Here is a 22,384-nt window from a genome sequence, read left to right as displayed (position 1 = left end):
GAATAACAAATGACAACAGGCAAAATTACAGTAGAAAACGGCGTACTTAACGTACCAAACACAGCGGTAATTCCTTTCATTGAGGGAGACGGAACGGGTCCAGATATTTGGGCTGCAGCATCACGTGTATTAGAAGCTTCGGTAGAAAAAGCTTATAATGGTGAAAAGAAAATTGAATGGAAAGAAGTTCTTGCTGGTCAAAAAGCATTCGATAAAACTGGCGAGTGGTTACCTCAAGAAACTTTAGATGTTATTAATGAGTATCTAATTGCTATTAAAGGACCTTTAACTACACCAATCGGTGGAGGAATTCGTTCGTTAAACGTAGCATTACGTCAAGAGCTTGATCTATATACTTGCCTACGTCCAGTTCGTTATTTCACTGGTGTTCCATCTCCAGTTAAACGTCCAGAAGATACTGACATGGTTATTTTCCGTGAAAACACTGAAGATATATACGCTGGTATTGAGTATGCAAAAGGTACAGATAATGCAAAAAAACTAATCGATTTCTTACAAACTGAATTCGGAGTGACAAATATTCGTTTCCCAGAAACTTCAGGTATCGGTATTAAACCAATTTCTGAGGAAGGTACTAAACGTTTAGTACGTGCTGCTATTAACTATATTATCAAAGAAGGTCGTACTTCTTTAACATTAGTTCATAAAGGGAATATCATGAAATTCACAGAAGGTGCTTTCAAAACTTGGGGCTACGAAGTAGCAGAACAAGAATTTGGGGATAAAGTATTCACTTGGAATCAATATGATAAAATTAAAGAAGAGCAAGGAACAGAAGCTGCTGACAAAGCACAAGCTGATGCACTTGCAGCTGGTAAAATCCTTGTAAAAGATTCAATTGCTGATATCTTCTTACAACAAATTTTAACTCGTCCAAAAGAGTTTGATGTAGTTGCTACAATGAACCTTAATGGAGATTACATTTCTGATGCACTTGCTGCACAAGTTGGTGGTATTGGTATTGCTCCAGGAGCTAATATTAACTATGTAACTGGACATGCTATTTTCGAAGCTACTCATGGTACAGCTCCTAAATATGCTGGTCTTGACAAAGTTAACCCATCTTCTGTTATCCTTTCAGGAGTTTTAATGCTAGAGCATTTAGGTTGGAACGAGGCTGCGAAACTTATCATGGATTCAATGGAGAAATCTATTGCTTCTAAAGTGGTAACTTATGATTTTGCTCGTTTAATGGATGGTGCGACTGAAGTTAAATGTTCTGAGTTCGCTGATGAACTTATTAAAAACATGTAATATTAAAATGAGATTTGGTTTTTAAGGAAGGGAATTTTCCCTTCCTTTTCTTTAATAGACAAGAATATATAAAAATGTACCGTGAACACGGGATTCGAATAATGTTACTGATTTCCGTTCCAGGTGTGCGCTTAATAGAACAGGCCTTTTTAGCCCGGTTCTACTAATAAACATAAAAGGAGAGTTTTCTAATGACATTGAAAAGAAGTAAAATTTCAGTAATCGGTGGCGGATTTACAGGTGCTACAACAGCTTTTCTACTTGCTCAAAAAGAACTTGGTGATGTTGTATTAGTAGACATTCCACAGGCAGAAAATGCTACAAAAGGCAAGGCTTTGGATATGTCGCAAGCCGGACCAGTTCAAGGTTTTGACGCTAATATCATTGGTACTTCTAATTATGAAGATACGAAAGACTCGGATTTAGTAATTATCACTGCTGGTATTGCACGTAAACCTGGCATGAGCCGTGACGATTTAGTTCAAACGAACCAAAAAGTTATGAAATCTGTTACATCTGAAATCGTTAAGTATTCTCCGAATACAACAATATTAGTATTAACAAACCCTGTTGATGCGATGACTTATACAGTTTATAAAGAATCTGGCTTACCAAAAGAACGCGTAATCGGCCAATCTGGTGTACTAGATACTGCACGTTTCCGTACGTTTGTTGCAAAAGAATTAAACCTATCTGTTAAAGATGTAACTGGTTTTGTTCTGGGAGGACATGGTGACGATATGGTTCCATTAGTAAGATATTCTTATGCCGGTGGAATTCCATTAGAAAATCTGATTGACACTGCTCGTTTAGATGAAATTGTAGATCGTACACGTAAAGGTGGAGCGGAAATCGTTAACCTTTTAGGTAATGGTTCTGCTTACTATGCTCCAGCTGCTTCTTTAGTGGAAATGGCTGAAGCAATTCTGAAAGACCAAAAACGTGTATTACCATCTATCGCATATTTAGAGGGCGAATATGGTATGGATGGAATTTACCTTGGTGTTCCAACAGTGCTTGGTGCTGGTGGTATCGAAAAGATTATCGAACTTGAATTAACAGAAGATGAAAAAGCATTATTAAACAAATCTGCAGATGCAGTCAAAGCTGTTATGAAAGTTTTAGCTTAACTATAATACTGGTATCAATCGAGTGGGGAAACCTACTCGATTTTTTTAATAAGAAAATACTTAAAAGCTTACAATTCACTTGGATAAACAGGATGTTACCAAACCATGTGGTGCACATAAATTTTGCCCCTTTTTGTGACTATAGCTTATAGTTAGGTTAGGATAATAGAATTAGTTTTAGTTAATATAGTAAGAAAATTAATAACACTAAAAACTCACCTTTCTATCATAGAGGGAATGCTTGTCCAAAGCCCTTAGAGAACAACGGAAACTGGTGATGAGCTTAAATTTCTGTGTATGTCTTTTGCTAGTGTTATTATTATGAAAAAAAGGGCTACCTAAGGTTGGTAAAAGATAGCCCAACAGGAACAGGTCCTATCATCACCTTGCACTTTGTGTAGGTTTATTGTTAATATAGAATTAGCTATTTGTAAGGGGGAGCAGCTATTGTTATTAGGGAAAACTCGAAAAATAGGGAGACATATACGGGATATAGAGATAGGTGAAAAATTAACACTTACAGAAAAAATAGAGGACAAAGACTTGCTTCTATATCTTGGACTAACCAATGATAACAATCCTTTATATATTCAACATGATTTTGCGGCTAAGACTCAATATGAAAAACCTATCGTACCGTCGATTATGTTAACGGGTATTATAACATCTGCTATCTCAAAATACTTGCCGGGCCCGGGATCACATATAACAAAACAATATATTAGTTTTCCAACACCTACTTACCATTACTCAATACTAGAATTTACATTTGAAATAAAGGAAATAATAGAACAATCAAATAATATAGTAATTTCAGTAATAGCTCGAAATGACCAAAATGAAATTATTGTGGATGGCGAATTTCATGTAACGCCTCCTATTCTAGAGAAACAATAAGATTATAGCTTAATGGATTTGGAATGGGGGTTTCAAATCAACCTTGGAGGCAAAAAAATGAGAAAAGTATTAGTTGTGGATGATGAAAGCTCGATTGTAACTTTATTAAAATATAATCTTGAGGAAGCTGGTTTTGAAGTTATCACAGCAAGTGATGGTTTAGAAGGGCTTAATAAAGCATTAGAAGAAAAGCCAGAGGTTATTGTACTGGATTGGATGCTACCGCATATGGATGGCATGGAAGTCTGTAAAGAACTTCGTTTAAAGAAAGTACAAATACCTATTATAATGTTAACTGCAAAAGATGAAGAATTCGATAAAGTATTAGGACTTGAACTAGGTGCAGATGATTATATGACCAAGCCTTTTAGCCCGAGAGAGGTAACTGCAAGGGTAAAAGCAATGATTCGTCGTTCAAGTCTATCTACAGAGCATAAGCAAGAAAAAACCATAGAAGAGATGTATACTTTTGGGCCGTTACAGGTGTTTCCAGAACGTTTTGAAGTACTTTTAAACAATGAAGTCATTGAGTTTACTCCAAAAGAATTTGAATTACTTGTGTATTTAATAGAAAACAAAAATAGAGTGTTAACACGCGATCAGCTTTTAAGTGCTGTATGGAACTATGATTTTGCGGGAGATACTCGTATAGTAGATGTCCACATTAGTCATTTACGTGATAAAATTGAAGAGAATAGTAGAAAGCCTAATTTCATCAAAACAATTAGAGGATTAGGATACAAGTTTGAGGAGCCTAAGAGCTAATGAAATCATTTCATTCCAAACTTTTTAGAACTTATTCTATTATGATAGGGTTAATATTAGCTTGTCTAGGACTAATACTTGGACAGCTTTTTCCTATTTACGCCAAAAATTCTTCTGAAAAAGTCATAAACACACAGATAGAGGAAGTATCTAAAGATTTAGCCGCAACAGGACTAACAGTAGATGAACAGAGGGATATTAGGGACAAGCTAGCTTCTTCTTTTTCACGAGCGGATTTGATTGATTCTCATTCCTTATGGTTATTCTTATTCATCATTTTAGGAATAACATTTCTGGTTGCACTTTTTTTAGGGACAAGTATTTTCAAAAAGTTTGCTCAGCCAATCGAACATTTAACAGAAACCGCTATGGAATTAGCAAGAGGTAATTATCGGATTCGTGCGTTTGAAGATGAATTTTCTGGAATGTCCAAGCTGAGTAACTCTATTAATATACTTGCACGAAATTTGCATGATATATCCGTCATGAGAGAAACTGAAAAAGAACGTTTGAAAACGTTAATCGAGAATATGGGCAGTGCACTTATTATGATTGATCGTAACGGGTATATCACCATTGTGAATCGTGCTTTTCTTAAACAGCTTGATATTTCGTTCAAAGACGTTGATGGAAAGTTGTTTAATAAAATTGGTCTTCCAAAGAAGATTGAAATGTTCATTGATCAATTATTTTTAACAGAGGCATCTAATCGGGAACAAATATCTGTAAAGAAAAACATACATACTTATTACATGGATGCTTACGGTGCGCCAGTTATCGGTGAACATGGAAAATGGCTTGGTATAGTGGTTGTCATGCATGAGATTACGGAGCTTGTGAAATTGGAGCAGGTCAGAAAAGATTTTGTAGCAAATGTATCTCATGAATTGAAAACACCTGTTACAAGTATTAAAGGATTTTCAGAAACATTATTATATGGCGCATATAAAAACGAAGAAACTTTACTTTCTTTCCTTGAAATAATTCACAAAGAAAGTAATAGACTTCAAATGCTGATCAATGATTTATTAGATCTTTCAAAAGTGGAGCAGGTTGGGTATGAAGTGGACTTACAAAAGGTCAACTTATTAGATGTTGTTGAGCGAAGTAAAGAAATGACTAGTCATATAGTAGAGGAAAAGAATATGCGTCTCGAGACGATATACAATGAACCGGTCTTTGTATTAGGGGATTTAAATCGTTTAATCCAAATAACGATGAATTTATTGATGAATGCACTAACTTACTCCACTGAAAATAAAACCGTGACTATATCTATCAGTCAAAACGAAAAATGTGGAATATTCCGTATCCAAGATGAAGGGATAGGAATAGCAAAAGAAGAGCTTAACCGAGTATTTGAGCGTTTTTACCGAGTGGACAGAGCTAGAAGTAGAAACTCTGGAGGAACCGGTCTAGGTCTAGCAATTGTTAAACATCTAGTGGAAGCGCATCACGGCTTGTTAGAAGTAGAAAGTGAAGTAGGAAAAGGTACTGTCTTTACTGTATCGATTCCACTTGTTAAAAGTTAACGGAGGTCTTTATGAATAACCAACCCTTTATCCCTATAATTATTGGGACAGATATGAATGCTTATAATATGGCGATTTCTTTTCATGAGGAATACAACATTAAGCCGATATTAGTAGGTAAAGAAGAAATGTCCTTTACCAAATGGAGTAGCGTGATTGAACATATAGAAATTCAACCAAATTTATGGGATAAATCTTCTTTTGTTCAAGTTCTTTCTGAAGTAGCACAAAAATATAAAACGCAAGACAAACAATTGCTTCTAATAGGAACAAATGACTTTTATGTACGATTAATAATTGAAAATGCAGTTGCACTAAAGAAAATGTATGTTTTTAACTATATGTCAGAAGAACTAATGAACAATCTACTTGTGAAATCAAATTTCTATAAGCTATGTGAAGAGCATGGAATAGATGCACCTAAGACGTATTATTATTCATGTGCAAAAAAAGCAGCATTTACCGAAGATGTACTTTTCCCTCTAATTATAAAACCAAGCAATGGTGTTATGTATTACAAAAACAAGTTTCCAGGTCAGCAAAAAGTTTATCGTGTAGAGTCTAAAGCTGAACTTGATGATATTATTAACAAAGTAAATGCTAGTGGATATACAGAAGACTTAATCATTCAGGATTATATTCCAGGGGATGATACGTATATGTGGGATTCAGTATTTTATATGAATTCAAAGGGACAAGCACAACTTAGTACACTTGCACAAGTGGTTCTTCAAGAGCATACTGTCACTGCAATTGGTAACTATACTGCGTTAATTACTCGATATAATGAGGAGTTAATGAAAAAACTTCAACACTTTTTAGAAGCAGTAGGTTATGTCGGATTTGCAAACTTCGACCTAAAGTTTGATGAGCGAGATGGGAAGTTTAAAGTATTTGAGGTAAACATTAGACAAGGAAGATCTAGTTACTATACAACTGCACTTGGACATAATATGGCTAGATATTTTGTAGATGATGTTATTTATCAAAAGGAAATACCACTTACTCTATTGAATGAGCATTATTTGTTTACCGTAGTGCCTAAAATAGTGCTAAGGAACTTTGTTGAAAATGATGAGATTCGAGAAGAAGTAACTGGACTTTTGAAATCCGGTAAATGGGGAAATCCACTCTTTTACAAAAAGGACAAGCATTTTACTCGTAAATTATTTTTGATTGCTCGGCAGTTTAATTATTATAAAAAATACAAAAACAATAATTGGTAAGGAAATATTTACAAAGTATTAACGGGAGATTTACAATTGTTTGTTATATTTAATTAGACCCCTTTTCCAAACGATTTACCTAAAAAAGCTAGCATTTGCTAGCTTTTTTTATTTATTATAGAGAGAATGCAAAATGAATACTGGGTTTACAGGACTTTTAAGAACGAATAATACTACTGGTTTCCGTTTCAGGTGGATGCATTCCGCGGGCTTGATGAAATTACTCTTTACATAAAAAAACGGGGTAAAAGATACCCGATCCTCTAAAAACAAAATGTAGATATACCGTTGATTTTCGCTACGAGCGGACGCTTTCCGTGGGCACGGCTTCAGCCGCTTCCCTCGTGATGCTCAGTCCAGGGTCTTCAGCTCGCGCTGTTCCCACTGGAGTCGCCGCTGTGCTCCAATCAACTAGTTTCACTTTATATAAACGAACAATTGTATATAAAACCTTCTAAATATACGTGTTTTATCTTCAAATGAAATGAACTCAGATAAAAGAATATCCACTTTCTTCTTTTATTATAAAATAGTATACCTAATCGGTAAGACGTTTTTATCACTAGGCTAAGCGATACACCTTGGCAAATCATAGAGTTTAGTACTACACATTATGTTGATTGTAGTGGAAGGTGGCGACTCTGGCGGGATAGCTTGTGCTGAAGAACCCGCAGGAAATACATTGGTCGAACTTTGTTTGACCAATGTATTTGCGACGAGTAACCGCGGGAGCATATGTTTTCGCAGCGACTAGGAGGCTAAAGCCAACATTACTGTTTCAAGCAAAAACAAGGATGTATAAGTATCTACTTTTCCAACAAAATCCTAAAAGTTTACTTAACATGATATTCATAGAAAATATGTATGAGATAACCAATTCTATTATTTTTGAAACCAACTACTAAGTTAAACCGTAAAAGGAAGTATACATAAAAAGGAGGAAATAATATGAGTACGAAAAGGTTACTAACTATTATCGCCATGAGTGTAATTGGCATTATATTAATATCTGCTGTTTTTACATCTTGGTATACAGTAGATGAATCGGAACAAGCAATCGTCATCACATTTGGTGAAGCAAGTGAACCAATAGTGGATTCGGGTTTAAAATTTAAGATGCCTTGGCCAATTCAATCAGTAGAAAAACTCTCCAAAGAAACATTTAGTCTGAAATTCGGTTATAGCCAATCTGCAGATGGAGAAATCGAATCATTTGATAAGGATACTAAAATGATTACAGGGGACGACAATATTGTGTTAACTGATTTAGTCGTTCAATGGAAAATAACAGACCCTAAATCTTATTTATTTAATGCTGAAAACCCACAAGAGTTACTTCATGATGCAACTTCTGCTTCTATTCGTTCCGTTATTGGGAATTCCAAAATAGATGATGCCCTTACTTCAGGAAAAGCACAAATTGAGAGTGACACAAATGATCTATTACGCTCTTTAATAGAGAAGTATGATATAGGGATCACTGTATTAACAGTAAAGCTGCAAGATGTAGAGCTTCCAAATGCAGAAGTTAGATCTGCGTTTACTGCAGTAACGGATGCCGAGGAGACTAAGAATACAAAAGTAAATCAGGCAGAAAAATACAAAAATCAGAAGTTAAGTGAAGCAATTGGTGAAAAGGATGCAATCATTTCAAATGCAAATGGGTATAAAACTGCTCGTATAGAACAGGCAAAAGGAGACGTAGCACTTTTTGATAAGCTATATGCAGAATACCAAAATAATAAAGAGATTACTAAACAGCGTTTAGTAATGGAAACATTAGATGCCGTACTACCAAATGCTAATTTATATATTATGAATGATGATGGTGGAACGATGAAGTATCTTCCTCTACAATCTTTAGAAGCAAGTAAACAACCGACTCCACCAGCAACTACGACTACTGAAACAGAGGCAGAAAAAGAAGAAGGGAGCGGAAAATAATGGCTGAAAACAAAAATCCATTCTCCAATTTAGAAGCGAAATTTAAAACAGTTGAAAACAAGGCAAGTAACGCCCCTAAAGAAAAAAAACCTGTAGATTACAAAAAATATACAAAGCCATTTATCGCAATTTTCCTAGTTTTTGTCTTGTTCATTATCGCTCTTGCGAATATCTTTGTGGTCAAAGAGGGAGAGTTTAAAGTAATTCGTCAGTTCGGAGAAATCAAAGATGTTAAAGATACTCCTGGGATTCATATGAAAATACCATTTGTTCAGACTGTAACTACAGTACCTAAATATCAAATGAATTATAAATTATCTGAGGCAGAAATAAATACAAAAGATAAACGTCGAATTATTATTGATAATTATGCAGTGTGGAGAGTAGTAAATGTTAAGGAAATGATTTCTAGTGCAGGTACATTAGTTGGTGCAGGCTCTCGTATGGAAGAATTTATCTATTCGGTCGTTCGTTCTGAGCTTGGTCAATTAAATTATAATGAGATTATTAACGATGAAAATTCCTCAAGAGGAAGCTTAAATGATCAAATAACTAGTCATGTAAATGAATTATTGAAAAAAGATAATTACGGTATTGAAGTACTAGACGTTCGTATTAAACGGACAGATCTTCCTCAAGAAAATGAGCAATCTGTGTACAATGAGATGATTTCTGAAAGACAAAGTATTGCTCAAAAATTCCTTTCTACCGGTGATGCAGATAAACGAAGAATTGAAGCTGAAACAGACCGTGAAGTTCGTGAAATGTTGGCAACTGCCAATAAAGATGCATCTATTATAGCGGCTGAAGGGGATGCAGAGGCAGCAAAAATTTATAACCAAAGTTTTTCTAAGGATCCAGAGTTCTATTCACTTTACAGAACTTTAGAATCGTATAAGAAAACAATTGGAGATGAAACGATGATAATCATCCCGTCAGATTCTCCGTATGCGAATATTCTATCAGGTTACTTAGAATAGTATATGAATCGTCATTCCCCTTACTGTCATGGTAAGATATAGGGAATGACGGTTTTTATTATTAAGGAGTGAATGTATTTGGCGACCGAAAAAATCCTATTATTAGATGGCAACAGTTTGGCTTACCGAGCTTTTTTTGCCCTACCCCTATTAACGAATGAACATGGTGTACATACAAATGCAGCGTATGGCTTTACAATGATGCTACAAAAAATTATGGAAGAAGAAAATCCAACTCATATGTTAGTGGCTTTTGACGCCGGAAAAACAACTTTCCGTCATTCTACATTTGGCGAATATAAAGGTGGAAGACAAAAAACTCCGCCAGAGCTTTCAGAACAATTTCCATATATACGTAAGTTGATCGATGCATATGGTATTAAGCGTTATGAACTGGAAATGTACGAGGCGGACGACATTATTGGTACTTTAAGTAAGCAAGCAGATGAAAAAGGTCAACAAGTCGTAATTGTTTCTGGAGATAAAGATTTAACACAATTAGCTACTGATAATACAACAGTATATATTACGAGAAAAGGAATTACCGATATTGAAAAATACACACCTGAGCATATTCAAGAAAAGTATGGTTTAAGTCCTTTACAGATTATTGATATGAAAGGCTTAATGGGGGATGCTTCCGATAATATACCCGGAGTTCCTGGTGTCGGAGAAAAGACAGCTATTAAGCTTTTAAAAGAACATGGTTCGGTAGAGGATTTATATAAGGCACTTGATAAAGTGAGTGGTGTTAAGCTAAAGGAAAAACTTGTTGCTAATGAAGAACAGGCAATTATGAGTAAGGCGCTAGCTACGATAGAAATAGCAGCACCAATCCAAGTTTCAATTGAGGATATTTCTTATAATGGTCCAAATATGGAAGACGTAATTGAAGTTTGGAAGGAACTATCCTTTAAAACACTTTTGGAGAAATCTGAATATGTTTCTGAAGAGCCAGAAACGACAGAGGTGGAATTCCAAATTGTTGAAAAAATAGACTCTACTGTATTAGATAAAGTGATGGCAGTCCATTTAGAAATGTATGATGTTCAATACCATACAAGCGAATTATTAGGCATTGCATTATCGGATGGAGAAAAAGGTTACTTTGCTCCCGCAGAGGTTGCTTTTCAATCTAAGGATTTTTGTTCGTGGTTAGAGAATGATACAAATAAAAAGTATTTAGCAGATTCCAAAGCAACACAAGCAGTGAGCAGAAAACACAATGTTAATGTTCAAGGGGTTGAATTTGACCTGCTCCTAGCAGCGTATATAGTAAATCCAGCTATTTCGTCAGAGGATGTTGCAGCTATTGCGAAAGAATTTGGTTACTTTAACTTGTTGACAAACGATACTGTTTACGGAAAAGGTGCCAAAAAAACTCCTCCTGAAATCGAGAAAATTGCAGAACATGCAGTTAGAAAAGCAAAGGCAATATGGGACTTAAAAGAAAAGTTAGAAGTGAAGCTTGAAGAAAATGAACAGTACGAGTTGTATAAAGAAATAGAGCTACCTCTTGCATCTATCCTAGGCACGATGGAGTCCGATGGTGTTTTAGTCGATAAACAAATACTTGTAGAAATGGGTCATGAACTCAATATTAAATTACAGGTGATTGAACAAGACATTTATACACTAGCGGGAGAAACATTCAATATTAATTCTCCTAAACAATTAGGCGTAATATTATTTGAAAAAATTGGACTTACACCTATTAAAAAGACTAAAACAGGTTATTCAACCGCAGCGGATGTTCTTGAAAAACTAGCAAATGAACATGAAATAATTGAACAAATTCTACTATATCGTCAATTAGGTAAGCTCAATTCGACATATATTGAAGGATTGTTAAAAGAGATTCACAAAGATGATGGGAAAATTCATACTCGTTATCAACAAGCGCTAACTTCAACAGGACGTTTGAGTTCTATAAATCCAAACCTGCAGAATATACCAGTACGTTTGGAGGAAGGTAGAAAAATACGAAAAGCCTTTGTTCCTTCTCAACCTGGATGGGTAATGTTCGCTGCGGATTACTCTCAGATTGAATTACGTGTTCTTGCGCATATGTCTAAGGATGAAAACTTAGTAGATGCTTTTAATAATGATTTAGATATCCATACTAAAACGGCTATGGATGTCTTCCATGTGGATCAGGAAGATGTGACATCCGATATGCGTCGTGCTGCCAAGGCGGTTAACTTTGGTATTGTGTATGGTATTAGTGATTATGGTTTATCGCAAAATCTAGATATTACTAGAAAAGAAGCAGCGAAATTTATCGAGAATTATTTAAATAGCTTCCCTGGAGTAAAGGAATATATGGACGATATTGTTCATGATGCAAAACAATCAGGATATGTTACTACAATCCTTAATAGAAGAAGGTATTTACCGGAAATAACGAGTTCAAATTTTAATCTAAGAAGCTTTGCAGAACGAACGGCGATGAATACACCAATTCAAGGGAGTGCTGCAGATATTATTAAAAAAGCAATGATTGATATGGCTGCTCGATTAAAAGTTGAAAATATGCAAACTAAAATGTTATTACAAGTACATGATGAGTTAATTTTCGAGGCACCTCCTGAGGAGATTGCATTATTAGAAAAAATAGTACCAGAAGTAATGGAAAATGCTATTAAGCTGATTGTACCTCTAAAAGTGGATTATGCCTTTGGTTCATCGTGGTATGACACGAAGTAGGGGGTTACATGTATGCCAGAATTACCAGAAGTAGAGGGCGTATTACGCGCCCTTCAACCAATTGTAAGTGGAAAGACTATTAAGTCAGTTGATGTTTCGGAAACCATTTATAATTCAAAAGCAAATGGTAAAGAAGCTATTATTAAAGGGTTAGATGTAGAACAGTTTTGTTTAGCTTTACCTGGCACAAAGATTGACCATCTAGAAAGAAGGTCCAAATATATTTATTTTCATCTTCTAAAGGATGGCCTCCCTTATATGCTAGTATCGCATTTGGGTATGTCAGGAGCATGGTTTTCTGTGAAAAATTTGCATGAGATTACAGAAGAAAAATTTAGAAAGCATGCGCATGTTACTCTTTACTTTGAAGAGGGTGACATGCTGGTCTATGCGGATATCCGAAGATTTGGCGAATTGCGATTCATAGAAACAGAAGCGGACTACCCTCCTTTATTATTAATGGCACCTGAGCCTTTTGATCAACATGCATTAGATCATTTTCTGCATATGAGCGCATTACCCAAATATGAGAATAAAGCAATAAAAGAGTTTATCATGGATGGTCATGTCGTGTCTGGCTGCGGAAATATTTATGCGACTGAAGCGTTATTTCGTATGAAAATACATCCGGCACGGACAGTAAAACGAATTAGTAGAGAGCGAAAAATTCAATTATTTCAAGAAATAGTAATTGTTTTGCTTGATAGTATTGAAAACGGAGGTAGTACGATTTCAGATTATCGCACTATTAACGGTGGAGCAGGAAATATGCAAAATAGACTTCAAATGTATGGCAAAAAGGAATGTGGGGTCTGTGGTACGAAAACGAAACAGAAAACAATCGGTGGTCGTACCTCTACCTACTGTCCAACATGTCAAAAATAAGGGAGCAACTAGATGATAATTGGATTAACAGGAAGTATCGCTAGTGGGAAAAGCACCGTAGCAAATATGTTAAAGGAAATGGGCTTTCCCATTATAGATGCAGACCTTGTCGCGCGTATAGTAGTTGAAAAAGGAACTGCTACGCTTGAAAAGATTAAAGAAACTTTTGGTTCGGGGGTTATCCAAGAGGATGGATCCTTAAATCGGGAAGAACTTGGTGAAATTATTTTCACAAACCCTTCTAAACGTAAGTTATTAAATGATATTATACATCCTGCTATCCGTGCAGAAATGTTAGCCCAAAAGGGGCATCTTGTGCAACAAGGACATCCAGTCATTATTATGGATATACCGTTACTTTTTGAAAGTAGATTGCAATCCTTTGTGGATAAAATTCTTGTTGTGACAGTAACTGAACAAACCCAATTGGAAAGATTGATATCCCGGAATGGGTTTACGCAGGAGGAAGCTAAATTACGTATTCAATCCCAATTACCTTTATCAGTAAAAGAAAAAGGGGCAGATGCGGTTATTTATAACAATGGAACAATAGAAGAAACTAAACAACAATTGATAAAAATATTAGCTATTTGGGAATAATAAAACTGAAAACTAAACGCAAATAGTTAGTATTTAATATATAAAGTATAAGAGAAGCGCCAGAAGGTAAATATTCTGGTGCTTTTTTGAAAAGATTAAAAGTATATAAAGATGTCCTGTGAACACTTGATTCATGGGACTTAAAAGAAATGTTAACCCACTGATTTCCGTTTCAGGTGGGGTTCAAATCTAAGAGCGCCACATCGTGTGGCAACGCCTTCGTGACCAACATCCTGTTAGCCTCCGTGGGGTGATCGATGTGATATCTCATCTGTATCACTCATCCCACTGTGCCGTCCCCTTACACTTCAATCAATATAGAGTGTAGTTTTCCACTCCGGAGATAGAGCAAGCATATCGCTGAGATAATTAGAGTTATCAAAATTTATTATAGGGAAAAAATCGTCTGCCGATTAGGTGCATACTATTTTATGATGAAAGAAGCAAGTAGGCTTTCTTTTATCTGAGTCCATTTCATCCCTACTTATTTTAAGATAAAATACGTATATTTATATGGTTTTATATCCAATTATTCGATTATATAAAGCGGAAATCAACGGCATATCTATGTCTTAATTAAGTGAATAACTGTATGTCCAAAGGCTTCCTAAAATCGGTAGTAACAGGTTTTGTCTTTGTTCCTTAGCTCTACTGAACCAATGAAAAGTTATTTGAAAATATCGACTTTATTATTCTGTATATTTGGGGCTACACAATACATAAAATGTGTTATACTAATTCAAGGTTAAAAAACAATAAGTATCACATAGTTACAGGAGGACTTTTCTTATGGCAGTTTCAATTGCGATTAATGGTTTTGGACGTATTGGACGTATGGTTTTTCGTCAAGCAATAGCACAAGAGGATTTGAATGTGGTAGCAATAAACGCGAGATATCCGTTAGAGACATTGGCACATCTTATTAAATATGATTCAACACATGGTACTTTCACTGGAGATATTTCACTAGAAGAAAACGCTCTAATTGTAAATGGCCAACGTGTTCAAATTGTGGATGATCGTGATCCAGCAAAATTACCTTGGAAAGAGCTAAACGTGGATATCGTAATTGAATCCACTGGTAAATTTAATGATGGTGAAAAAGCTAAAGCACATATTGAAGCTGGTGCAAAGAAAGTGATAATAACTGCTCCTGCAAAAAATGAAGATGCAACTATAGTTATGGGAGTAAACGATGATAAGTTAGATTTATCGATTCACCATATAATTTCGAATGCAAGCTGTACAACAAACTGCTTAGCACCTGTAGTGAAGGTATTGAATGACACATTTGGTATTGAAAATGGGTTAATGACAACTGTTCATGCATATACAAACGATCAAAATAATCTAGATAATCCACATAAGGATTTACGTCGTGCACGTGCCTGTGGTCAATCAATCATTCCTACCTCAACAGGAGCTGCAAAAGCACTTACACTTGTATTGCCAGAGCTTCAAGGGAAGATTCATGGTATGGCATTACGTGTACCAACTCCAAATGTCTCCTTAGTAGACTTAGTGGTGGATTTGCAAAAAGATGTTACTTCAGAAGAAGTTAATGAGGCTTTCCTTAAAGCATCTGAAGGTACAATGCAAGGTATATTAGGTATTACGATGGAACCTCTAGTATCCATCGACTTTAACACTACAACTCTATCTACAACGGTGGATGGTTTAACTACTATGGTTATTGGTGACCGTAAAGTAAAAGTTCTTGCTTGGTATGATAATGAGTGGGGTTACTCTGCTAGAGTGGTTGACCTTACTAAAAAAGTAGCTTTATCTCTATAATTATCCAAACCTCTTTCTAGCGATTAGAAAGAGGTTAATTATTTCTTGCATATTTCAATAAAACAACATATAATGAGAATCGTGTTACTTTACTTGTACACCGACTACTTAAAGGGTTAGGACCTCTTTGGACTAACTTTCCCCCGTGGTAGTCAACTTTGAGGTTAAAAATAAAACTTATCAAAGGGGGAAACGGACATTGGAAACAATGGGACGTCACATTATTGCAGAACTATGGGAGTGCGATTTCGACAAACTTAACGATATGCAATTTATCGAGCAAACATTTGTTGATGCTGCACTAAAATCTGGTGCAGAAGTCAGAGAAGTTGCATTTCACAAATTTGCGCCACAAGGTGTAAGTGGAGTCGTTATTATTTCCGAATCGCATTTAACGATTCACAGCTTTCCAGAGCACGGTTATGCAAGCATTGATGTGTATACATGTGGTGATTTAGATCCATCAATCGCAGCTAACTATATAGCAGATGCTCTTAATGCTGGAACACGCGAAACGTTAGAAATGCCACGTGGTATGGGACCAGTTAAAAAGCCTGCGTCACGATTGACAGTTCAAGCGTAATAGATTTATACCTGACTGAGTGAGCAGAGGAAGAGATTCCTCTGCTTTTTCGATTTTACCCGAAAATATTGTTATAATAGATACATAAAACTACTGTGAAGAATTAGGAGAGATCTATATGAGATGCCCAACTTGTCAATACAATGGCACAAAAGTTGTCGATTCTCGTCCTGTGGATGACAATAAGGCAATCAGGAGAAGAAGAGAATGCGAAGATTGTGGATTTCGTTTTACTACGTTTGAAAAAGTAGAAGAGACACCATTAATCGTTGTAAAAAAAGATGGTTCTAGAGAAGAGTTTAGTCGTGAAAAAGTGTTACGAGGGCTAATTCGTGCATGTGAAAAAAGACCAGTTGCATTAGAACAACTAGAAAATATTGTTTTCTCTATTGAAAAAGAATTACGAAGAATGGGTAATGCAGAAGTGAAATCAGAAGACGTCGGTGAAATTGTAATGGACAAACTTGCAGAAGTAGATGAGGTAGCTTATGTCCGCTTTGCTTCCGTCTACCGCCAATTTAAAGATATAAATGTATTTATCGATGAGTTAAAGGAAATTTTAAAGAAAAATCCTTCATTATAAATTGAAGTATTATTTTGTGAAACAGCGTTCTATATTTTAATATATTCTAAAGGGGAGTAGATACAATTGTCGATGTTATATAAAGAGCTACAGCCAGCAGATTTGTATATGATTCGCTTACCATATTCTTTATCTGATTATGATCGGCAATTGCTAACTTTGTTTTATCAGCCGTTAGTTGGAGCAGAAAGTATTAGTTTGTATTTAACACTTTGGGCAGAAGGAGAACAAAAAAGCAGTGAGCGATGGTCACATTACCAATTGATGAATGTTCTCGGGATGCCTATAGGTAAAGTTTTTCAAGCTCGTCTTGCTCTAGAGGCAATTGGTCTTCTACGTACATGGAAAAAAACGATGGATGAAGGGAATATATTCCATTATGATCTTTCGGCACCGTTAGATGCAGAGTCATTTTTAAAAGATCCATTACTTTCCATGTTTTTGCTAAATAAAGTTGGTGAAAATGCTTTCAAACATTTACGTAATCGTTTTATCCAAAACTCCAATTGGAATGATGGCTTTAATGACGTTTCTAGAACATTTATGGATGTATTTAAACCATCCTCCAAAATGGATAATTCTCTATCTTACGATGACACTTTCGTATCGAAGGAAAGGAAATCAGCTGTTCCATTTTATTATGATCAATTTGATTTTTCATTACTTCAAGAGGGACTTTCTGAGCAATTAGTACCTAAATCAGCGATGACAATAGAAGCGAGAGAAGTAATTGCAAAACTCGCCTTTTTATATAAATTAAGTCCAGTGGAAATGCAAAAAGTAGTTATTCTTGCGTTAGATGATGAATTACATCTTTCAGAAGCAAGATTAAAAAAAGCATGTTCGGATTATTACAAACTTACTGTTTCCAAAGTTGCGCCTGTAATTGAGAAGATTGAAAAACAAGTGGTATCTTTGGAATCCGCTCAACCCCTAACGAAGGAAGGTGAGTTAATCCATTATTTAGAAACAACGCCACCGGTGTCAGTATTAAAGGATATCGCAAACGGAAAAGAGCCAATTCTCGCGGATGTTCAGTTAGCTAATCATTTTGTAACTCATTTCAAAATGCCGATCGGAGTTGTTAATGTTTTGTTACAATATGTATTATTGCGTACAGACATGAAACTCACGAAAAATTATGCGGAGAAAATTGCTTCTCATTGGATGCGGAAAGATGTCAAAACAGCCAAAGAAGCGATGGAGCTTGCTAGGAACGAACACGAACAGTATGTAAAATGGAAAAATGAAGGCTCTCCACAAAAAACATATACAAAAAAGCCGACACGCGAGGAAAAAGTGCCTGATTGGTTTTATAAAAAAGATGGAGAAACGAAGAAATCATCAGGTAAAACTACTAATGGTATTCAAAATATCGATGAAGAACGTCAAAAACTATTAGCAGAGTTAGGCATGTTGAAAAGGTAGGTGACAAGAATGGAACGTATTAATGAAACCCTCAAGAGAGTTGTATCGCCTGAATTTACTACTCGACTAAACGATATGAAAAAGGAAGTCTTAGAAGACCCTAGAGTGCAGAAGTTTCTTGAGGAAAACGCCTCAGACATCAATAAGGAGATAGTCGATCGTAGTTTGAGTAAGCTATATGAATTTATATCTCAATCACATGATTGCGACTCTTGTCCAACGTTAGATCAATGTCACAATTACATGAAAGGGTATGAGCCTAAACTAGTCCTTGATCGAAACTTGATAGATAATGATTTTATTCGCTGCAAACGGGGTATTATTGAAGACGAGCGTAAGAAAGTTATTTCTATGATTGACAGTATTCATATGCCTAAAGAAGTTATGGAAGCTAGTCTTGCAGGAGTAGATTTAGAGGATGGCAGTAGAGTTGTTGCAGTACGTGCAGCTAAAGACTTTCTTAACGAATGGGAACGTACAAAAGTACTTCCAGTAAAAGGCTTATATATCCATGGCAAGTTTGGAGTAGGGAAGTCGTACTTGCTAGGTGCTCTTGCAAATGAGTTAGCGGCAAGACATATTCATTCTGTAGTTGTATATGTACCTGAATTTTTAAGGGAAATGAAACAAGCAATTCAAGATCAGTCATTAGCAGAGAAGATTGAATTCGTTAAACGTGCTCCGGTTTTGATGCTAGACGATATTGGGGCAGAAATTATGTCTAGCTGGACCAGGGACGAAATTTTAGGGACAATTTTGCATTATAGAATGTCAGAGCAGCTACCGACTTTCATGTCCTCTAACTTCAACTATGATGAGTTGCAGCATCATTTATCCTTTACGCAGCGCGGTGAAAAGGAAGTTGTAAAAGCTGGACGAATCATGGAACGAATTCGAGCTCTTACGACACCAATTGCGCTACAAGGGAAAAACTGGAGGGAAAGTTAAAGGATAAGAGAGAACTTTCACGAAAAAAATGAATTTCAACTTGCAAATGGATTTTCAGTGACGTATAATCATTTCCATAAGAATAAGTAAATGCAATGAAGAGGACAACAATCAGTTTGTACGACTTTGAAGAGAGAGAAGCCATGGCTGTAAGCTTCTTAAGTATCGGCAATCGATTTACCACCTCCGAGCAGTAATTGTGAATTAATATAGCAATTACCGGTCACCGGCCCGTTAGTCGATGCAAAGCTTCGTCTATTTCATTTCTATTGGATAGACAGAAGAAGGGTGGAACCACGACTTGAACCTCGTCCCTTTTTAGGGATGGGGTTTTTTTATTGTTTTTTAAATGTCTAGCTCCAGCGCCCGGTCCCTCGAGGTCGCTTCAGTCCCTTGGTTGAAAGCGAAAAGAATGCTTTCAATTTGGCTTTCAGCGCTTGTAGGGGCTAAAATAGGCGCTTGTGCTTTTCTAAAAGAATAAGAAAGTATATAAAAATGTACCGTGAACACTGGGTTCTTGAGATTTTTAGAATGAATAATCCTGTGATTTCCGTTACATGTGGACGCTTTCCGCGGGCGTTGCCTCAGCCTCCTCGCTGTGCTGCGGGGTCTTCGCCTAACGCTATTCCCGCTGGAGTCGCCACATTTCACTACAATCAACTAGTGTGTAGTACTCCATTATAAGATTTGGCAAAGCCTATCGCTTAGATGATAAGATTGGTCCAATTTTATTTAGTGAAAACATCATCTGTGATCGCTGTTGAATTAGAAATGCTGTTATTCAATGATAGATGTAGACAGTAAAATTTCTTTGTACTAGAGTTCATTTCAACATTACTTATTTCCAAATAAACTATGAAATAGTAAGTACTATTGACTTCAATTATTCTTTTACTTCAAGTGGACATGGTTGATTGGAGAGCAGGGCGGCGACTCCAGTGGGTATAGCGCGAGCTGAAAGCCCCGCAGGAACGGAGTGACGAGGAGATTGAAGCCGTGCCCACGGAAAGCGTCCGCCCGGAGCGGAAATCAACGGCATATATATGTTTCGGTTCTTAAAGGACCGGGAGTCTTTTTGCCCGGTTTTTCTTATTATAAAAGGAGTGTTCAAAATGGCAGAAATTATTAAATTGAAATTTCCAGATGGAGCAGTAAAGGAATTCCCTGTATCTACAACTACAGAAGAAATTGCCCAATCGATAAGTCCTGGCTTACGTAAAAAAGCACTTGCTGGAAAACTAAGTGGAGTATTAATTGACCTTAAAACACCAATCACTGAGGATGGAGATATCGCAATTATTACTCCGGAATCTGACGAGGCTCTAGAAATCTTGCGCCATAGTTCGGCACATTTACTTGCGCAAGCAGTTAAACGCCTTTTCAAAGATGTTAAATTGGGTATTGGACCAGTTATTGAAAATGGTTTTTATTATGATATTGACTCACCAGTGCCGATTACTGCGGAAGACTTACCATTAATCGAAAAAGAAATGAAAAAAATAATTAATGAAAATATAGAAATCATTCGCCACGATGTTTCTCGTCAAGTTGCTTTTGATAAATTTAAAGAAGATGAATACAAAGTAGAATTATTAGAAGCAATCCCTGAAGGTGAACAAGTTTCTATTTATGAGCAAGGAGATTTCTTTGACCTTTGTCGTGGAGTTCATGTTCCATCTACTGGGAAACTTAAAGAGTTCAAGCTATTAAGCATTGCTGGTGCATACTGGCGTGGAAATAGTGATAACAAGATGCTTCAACGTATTTACGGTACTGCATTCTTTAAAAAAGAAGAGCTTACTCATCATTTAAATATGTTAGAAGAAGCAAGAGAACGTGATCACCGTAAAATTGGGAAAGAGCTAGATTTATTTACAACTTCTCAAAAAGTTGGTCAAGGTTTACCGCTTTGGTTACCAAATGGAGCGACAATCCGTCGTGTTATTGAGCGTTATATTGTAGATAAAGAGCTTAAATTAGGTTACAAACATGTATATACACCAGTATTAGGTTCGAAAGAGCTTTATGAAACTTCTGGTCACTGGGATCACTATCAAGATTCTATGTTCCCGCCAATGGAAATGGACAACGAAACATTGGTACTACGCCCAATGAACTGTCCACATCATATGATGGTGTTCAAAAATGGTATGCATTCTTATAGAAACCTTCCGTTACGTATTGCAGAGTTAGGGACAATGCATCGTTATGAAATGTCAGGTGCAGTATCAGGATTACAACGTGTTCGCGGAATGACTTTAAATGATGCGCATTTATTTGTACGTCCAGACCAAATCAAATCCGAGTTCCAAAAAGTTGTAGAATTAATCATTTCGGTTTATAAAGACTTTAACTTAGAAGACTATTCTTTCCGTCTTTCTTATCGTGATCCTCAAAACAAAGAAAAATATTTTGATAACGATGAAATGTGGGAAAAGGCACAAAGCATGTTAAAAGAAGCGATGGACGAGCTTGGTTTAGATTACTTTGAAGCGGAAGATGAAGCGGCATTTTACGGACCAAAATTGGATGTTCAAGTGAAAACAGCGATTGGCAAAGAAGAAACTTTATCGACTGTTCAGCTAGACTTCTTGTTACCTGAACGCTTTGACTTAAATTATGTTGGTGAAGATGGCAAGCAGCATCGTCCTGTTGTTATCCATCGCGGGGTTGTTTCAACGATGGAGCGCTTTGTAGCATTCTTAATCGAAGAATATAAAGGTGCATTCCCAACTTGGTTAGCACCTGTTCAAGTTGAAATAATTCCAGTTTCCAATGAAGTGCATTTTGAATTTGCTAAACAAATAGAAGAGCAATTAGTAGCGGCAGGTTTCCGTGTTGAAATGGATGATCGTGAAGAAAAACTAGGTTATAAGATTCGTGAAGCACAAATGCAAAAAGTTCCATACATGCTTGTACTAGGAGATAAAGAGCTAGAAGCAGGTAATGTCAACGTTCGTAAATACGGAGAACAAAAATCAGAAAGCATTCCTTTTGGAGAGTTCTTAGAACGTTTGAAAGAAGAAGTAGCACACCAATAGATTTAGTGTTGACATAACTATTTCATCATGATATAGTTAATAAGGTTATTGAATACAAGTTTGCGGT

At 36.1% G+C, this 22,384-nt stretch carries 17 protein-coding genes and 1 other annotated feature; all 17 genes read left to right on the top strand.

Translation table 11 applies throughout. The features are described 5' to 3' along the window. Positions 1-9 precede the first annotated feature (9 nt). On the top strand, positions 10-1,275 hold the full coding sequence (gene icd / locus MKY29_RS14000) for an NADP-dependent isocitrate dehydrogenase (RefSeq protein WP_090564232.1): 1,266 nt from the start codon (positions 10-12) through the stop codon (positions 1,273-1,275). A 191-nt stretch (positions 1,276-1,466) separates the two neighbouring features. After that, the gene (mdh, locus tag MKY29_RS13995) at positions 1,467-2,405 is read left to right on the top strand and encodes a malate dehydrogenase (protein ID WP_090564229.1); all 939 of its coding nucleotides are present in this window, start codon (positions 1,467-1,469) and stop codon (positions 2,403-2,405) included. A gap of 447 nt (positions 2,406-2,852) precedes the next feature. After that, positions 2,853-3,302: a MaoC/PaaZ C-terminal domain-containing protein gene (locus MKY29_RS13990; protein ID WP_093496060.1), complete on the top strand. Its 450-nt coding sequence runs from the start codon at positions 2,853-2,855 to the stop codon at positions 3,300-3,302. A gap of 57 nt (positions 3,303-3,359) precedes the next feature. Next, complete coding sequence (locus MKY29_RS13985; protein WP_090564225.1) at positions 3,360-4,067, top strand: response regulator transcription factor; 708 nt, start codon at positions 3,360-3,362, stop codon at positions 4,065-4,067. Further along, entirely contained in the window at positions 4,067-5,599 is a 1,533-nt protein-coding gene (gene pnpS / locus MKY29_RS13980) for a two-component system histidine kinase PnpS (protein ID WP_340880109.1), read from the top strand. The genes MKY29_RS13985 and pnpS overlap by 1 nt, the downstream gene beginning before the upstream one ends. An 11-nt stretch (positions 5,600-5,610) precedes the next feature. Next, positions 5,611-6,825, top strand: a complete 1,215-nt coding sequence (locus tag MKY29_RS13975; protein WP_340880108.1) for a carboxylate--amine ligase — start codon at positions 5,611-5,613, stop codon at positions 6,823-6,825. A 948-nt stretch (positions 6,826-7,773) separates the two neighbouring features. Continuing rightward, entirely contained in the window at positions 7,774-8,769 is a 996-nt protein-coding gene (gene hflK / locus MKY29_RS13970; RefSeq protein ID WP_093496056.1) for an FtsH protease activity modulator HflK, read from the top strand. Continuing rightward, positions 8,769-9,749: a protease modulator HflC gene (gene hflC / locus MKY29_RS13965; protein WP_093496055.1), complete on the top strand. Its 981-nt coding sequence runs from the start codon at positions 8,769-8,771 to the stop codon at positions 9,747-9,749. The genes hflK and hflC overlap by 1 nt, the downstream gene beginning before the upstream one ends. A 78-nt stretch (positions 9,750-9,827) precedes the next feature. Further along, positions 9,828-12,455, top strand: coding sequence for a DNA polymerase I (gene polA, locus MKY29_RS13960; RefSeq protein ID WP_241596873.1), 2,628 nt, complete (start codon positions 9,828-9,830; stop codon positions 12,453-12,455). Positions 12,456-12,467: 12 nt separating this feature from the next. Further along, on the top strand, positions 12,468-13,340 hold the full coding sequence (mutM, locus tag MKY29_RS13955; RefSeq protein ID WP_093496053.1) for a bifunctional DNA-formamidopyrimidine glycosylase/DNA-(apurinic or apyrimidinic site) lyase: 873 nt from the start codon (positions 12,468-12,470) through the stop codon (positions 13,338-13,340). Positions 13,341-13,352: 12 nt separating this feature from the next. Then, positions 13,353-13,940, top strand: coding sequence for a dephospho-CoA kinase (gene coaE, locus MKY29_RS13950; RefSeq protein ID WP_093496052.1), 588 nt, complete (start codon positions 13,353-13,355; stop codon positions 13,938-13,940). 789 nt (positions 13,941-14,729) lie between these two features. Beyond that, positions 14,730-15,734: a glyceraldehyde-3-phosphate dehydrogenase gene (locus MKY29_RS13945; protein WP_090564209.1), complete on the top strand. Its 1,005-nt coding sequence runs from the start codon at positions 14,730-14,732 to the stop codon at positions 15,732-15,734. A 199-nt stretch (positions 15,735-15,933) separates the two neighbouring features. Then, positions 15,934-16,317: an adenosylmethionine decarboxylase gene (gene speD, locus MKY29_RS13940; RefSeq protein ID WP_090564207.1), complete on the top strand. Its 384-nt coding sequence runs from the start codon at positions 15,934-15,936 to the stop codon at positions 16,315-16,317. Positions 16,318-16,435: 118 nt separating this feature from the next. Then, positions 16,436-16,900, top strand: coding sequence for a transcriptional regulator NrdR (gene nrdR, locus MKY29_RS13935; RefSeq protein WP_090564205.1), 465 nt, complete (start codon positions 16,436-16,438; stop codon positions 16,898-16,900). A gap of 72 nt (positions 16,901-16,972) precedes the next feature. After that, positions 16,973-18,328, top strand: coding sequence for a replication initiation and membrane attachment family protein (locus tag MKY29_RS13930; protein WP_241597159.1), 1,356 nt, complete (start codon positions 16,973-16,975; stop codon positions 18,326-18,328). Positions 18,329-18,337: 9 nt separating this feature from the next. Next, a complete protein-coding gene (gene dnaI / locus MKY29_RS13925; protein ID WP_093496050.1) occupies positions 18,338-19,276 on the top strand; it encodes a primosomal protein DnaI in 939 nt (312 codons plus the stop codon). Between the two features lie 86 nt (positions 19,277-19,362). Continuing rightward, positions 19,363-19,595: a binding site (T-box leader), on the top strand. Between the two features lie 793 nt (positions 19,596-20,388). Next, positions 20,389-22,317, top strand: coding sequence for a threonine--tRNA ligase (gene thrS, locus MKY29_RS13920; RefSeq protein ID WP_093496049.1), 1,929 nt, complete (start codon positions 20,389-20,391; stop codon positions 22,315-22,317). The last annotated feature ends 67 nt before the right edge of the window (positions 22,318-22,384 follow it).

This window comes from Psychrobacillus sp. FSL K6-2365 (assembly GCF_038003165.1).
Classification (GTDB): domain Bacteria; phylum Bacillota; class Bacilli; order Bacillales_A; family Planococcaceae; genus Psychrobacillus; species Psychrobacillus psychrodurans.
This window is presented reverse-complemented; position numbering and strand designations above follow the sequence as displayed.

Coding starts and splice junctions, on each gene's coding strand:
- mdh (WP_090564229.1), top strand. CDS start 1,467: ATGACATTGAAAAGAAGTAAAATTTCAGTAATCGGTGGCGGATTTACA.
- mutM (WP_093496053.1), top strand. CDS start 12,468: ATGCCAGAATTACCAGAAGTAGAGGGCGTATTACGCGCCCTTCAACCA.
- dnaI (WP_093496050.1), top strand. CDS start 18,338: ATGGAACGTATTAATGAAACCCTCAAGAGAGTTGTATCGCCTGAATTT.
- hflK (WP_093496056.1), top strand. CDS start 7,774: ATGAGTACGAAAAGGTTACTAACTATTATCGCCATGAGTGTAATTGGC.
- hflC (WP_093496055.1), top strand. CDS start 8,769: ATGGCTGAAAACAAAAATCCATTCTCCAATTTAGAAGCGAAATTTAAA.
- MKY29_RS13975 (WP_340880108.1), top strand. CDS start 5,611: ATGAATAACCAACCCTTTATCCCTATAATTATTGGGACAGATATGAAT.
- MKY29_RS13930 (WP_241597159.1), top strand. CDS start 16,973: ATGTTATATAAAGAGCTACAGCCAGCAGATTTGTATATGATTCGCTTA.
- nrdR (WP_090564205.1), top strand. CDS start 16,436: ATGAGATGCCCAACTTGTCAATACAATGGCACAAAAGTTGTCGATTCT.
- MKY29_RS13985 (WP_090564225.1), top strand. CDS start 3,360: ATGAGAAAAGTATTAGTTGTGGATGATGAAAGCTCGATTGTAACTTTA.
- icd (WP_090564232.1), top strand. CDS start 10: ATGACAACAGGCAAAATTACAGTAGAAAACGGCGTACTTAACGTACCA.
- thrS (WP_093496049.1), top strand. CDS start 20,389: ATGGCAGAAATTATTAAATTGAAATTTCCAGATGGAGCAGTAAAGGAA.
- pnpS (WP_340880109.1), top strand. CDS start 4,067: ATGAAATCATTTCATTCCAAACTTTTTAGAACTTATTCTATTATGATA.
- coaE (WP_093496052.1), top strand. CDS start 13,353: ATGATAATTGGATTAACAGGAAGTATCGCTAGTGGGAAAAGCACCGTA.
- MKY29_RS13945 (WP_090564209.1), top strand. CDS start 14,730: ATGGCAGTTTCAATTGCGATTAATGGTTTTGGACGTATTGGACGTATG.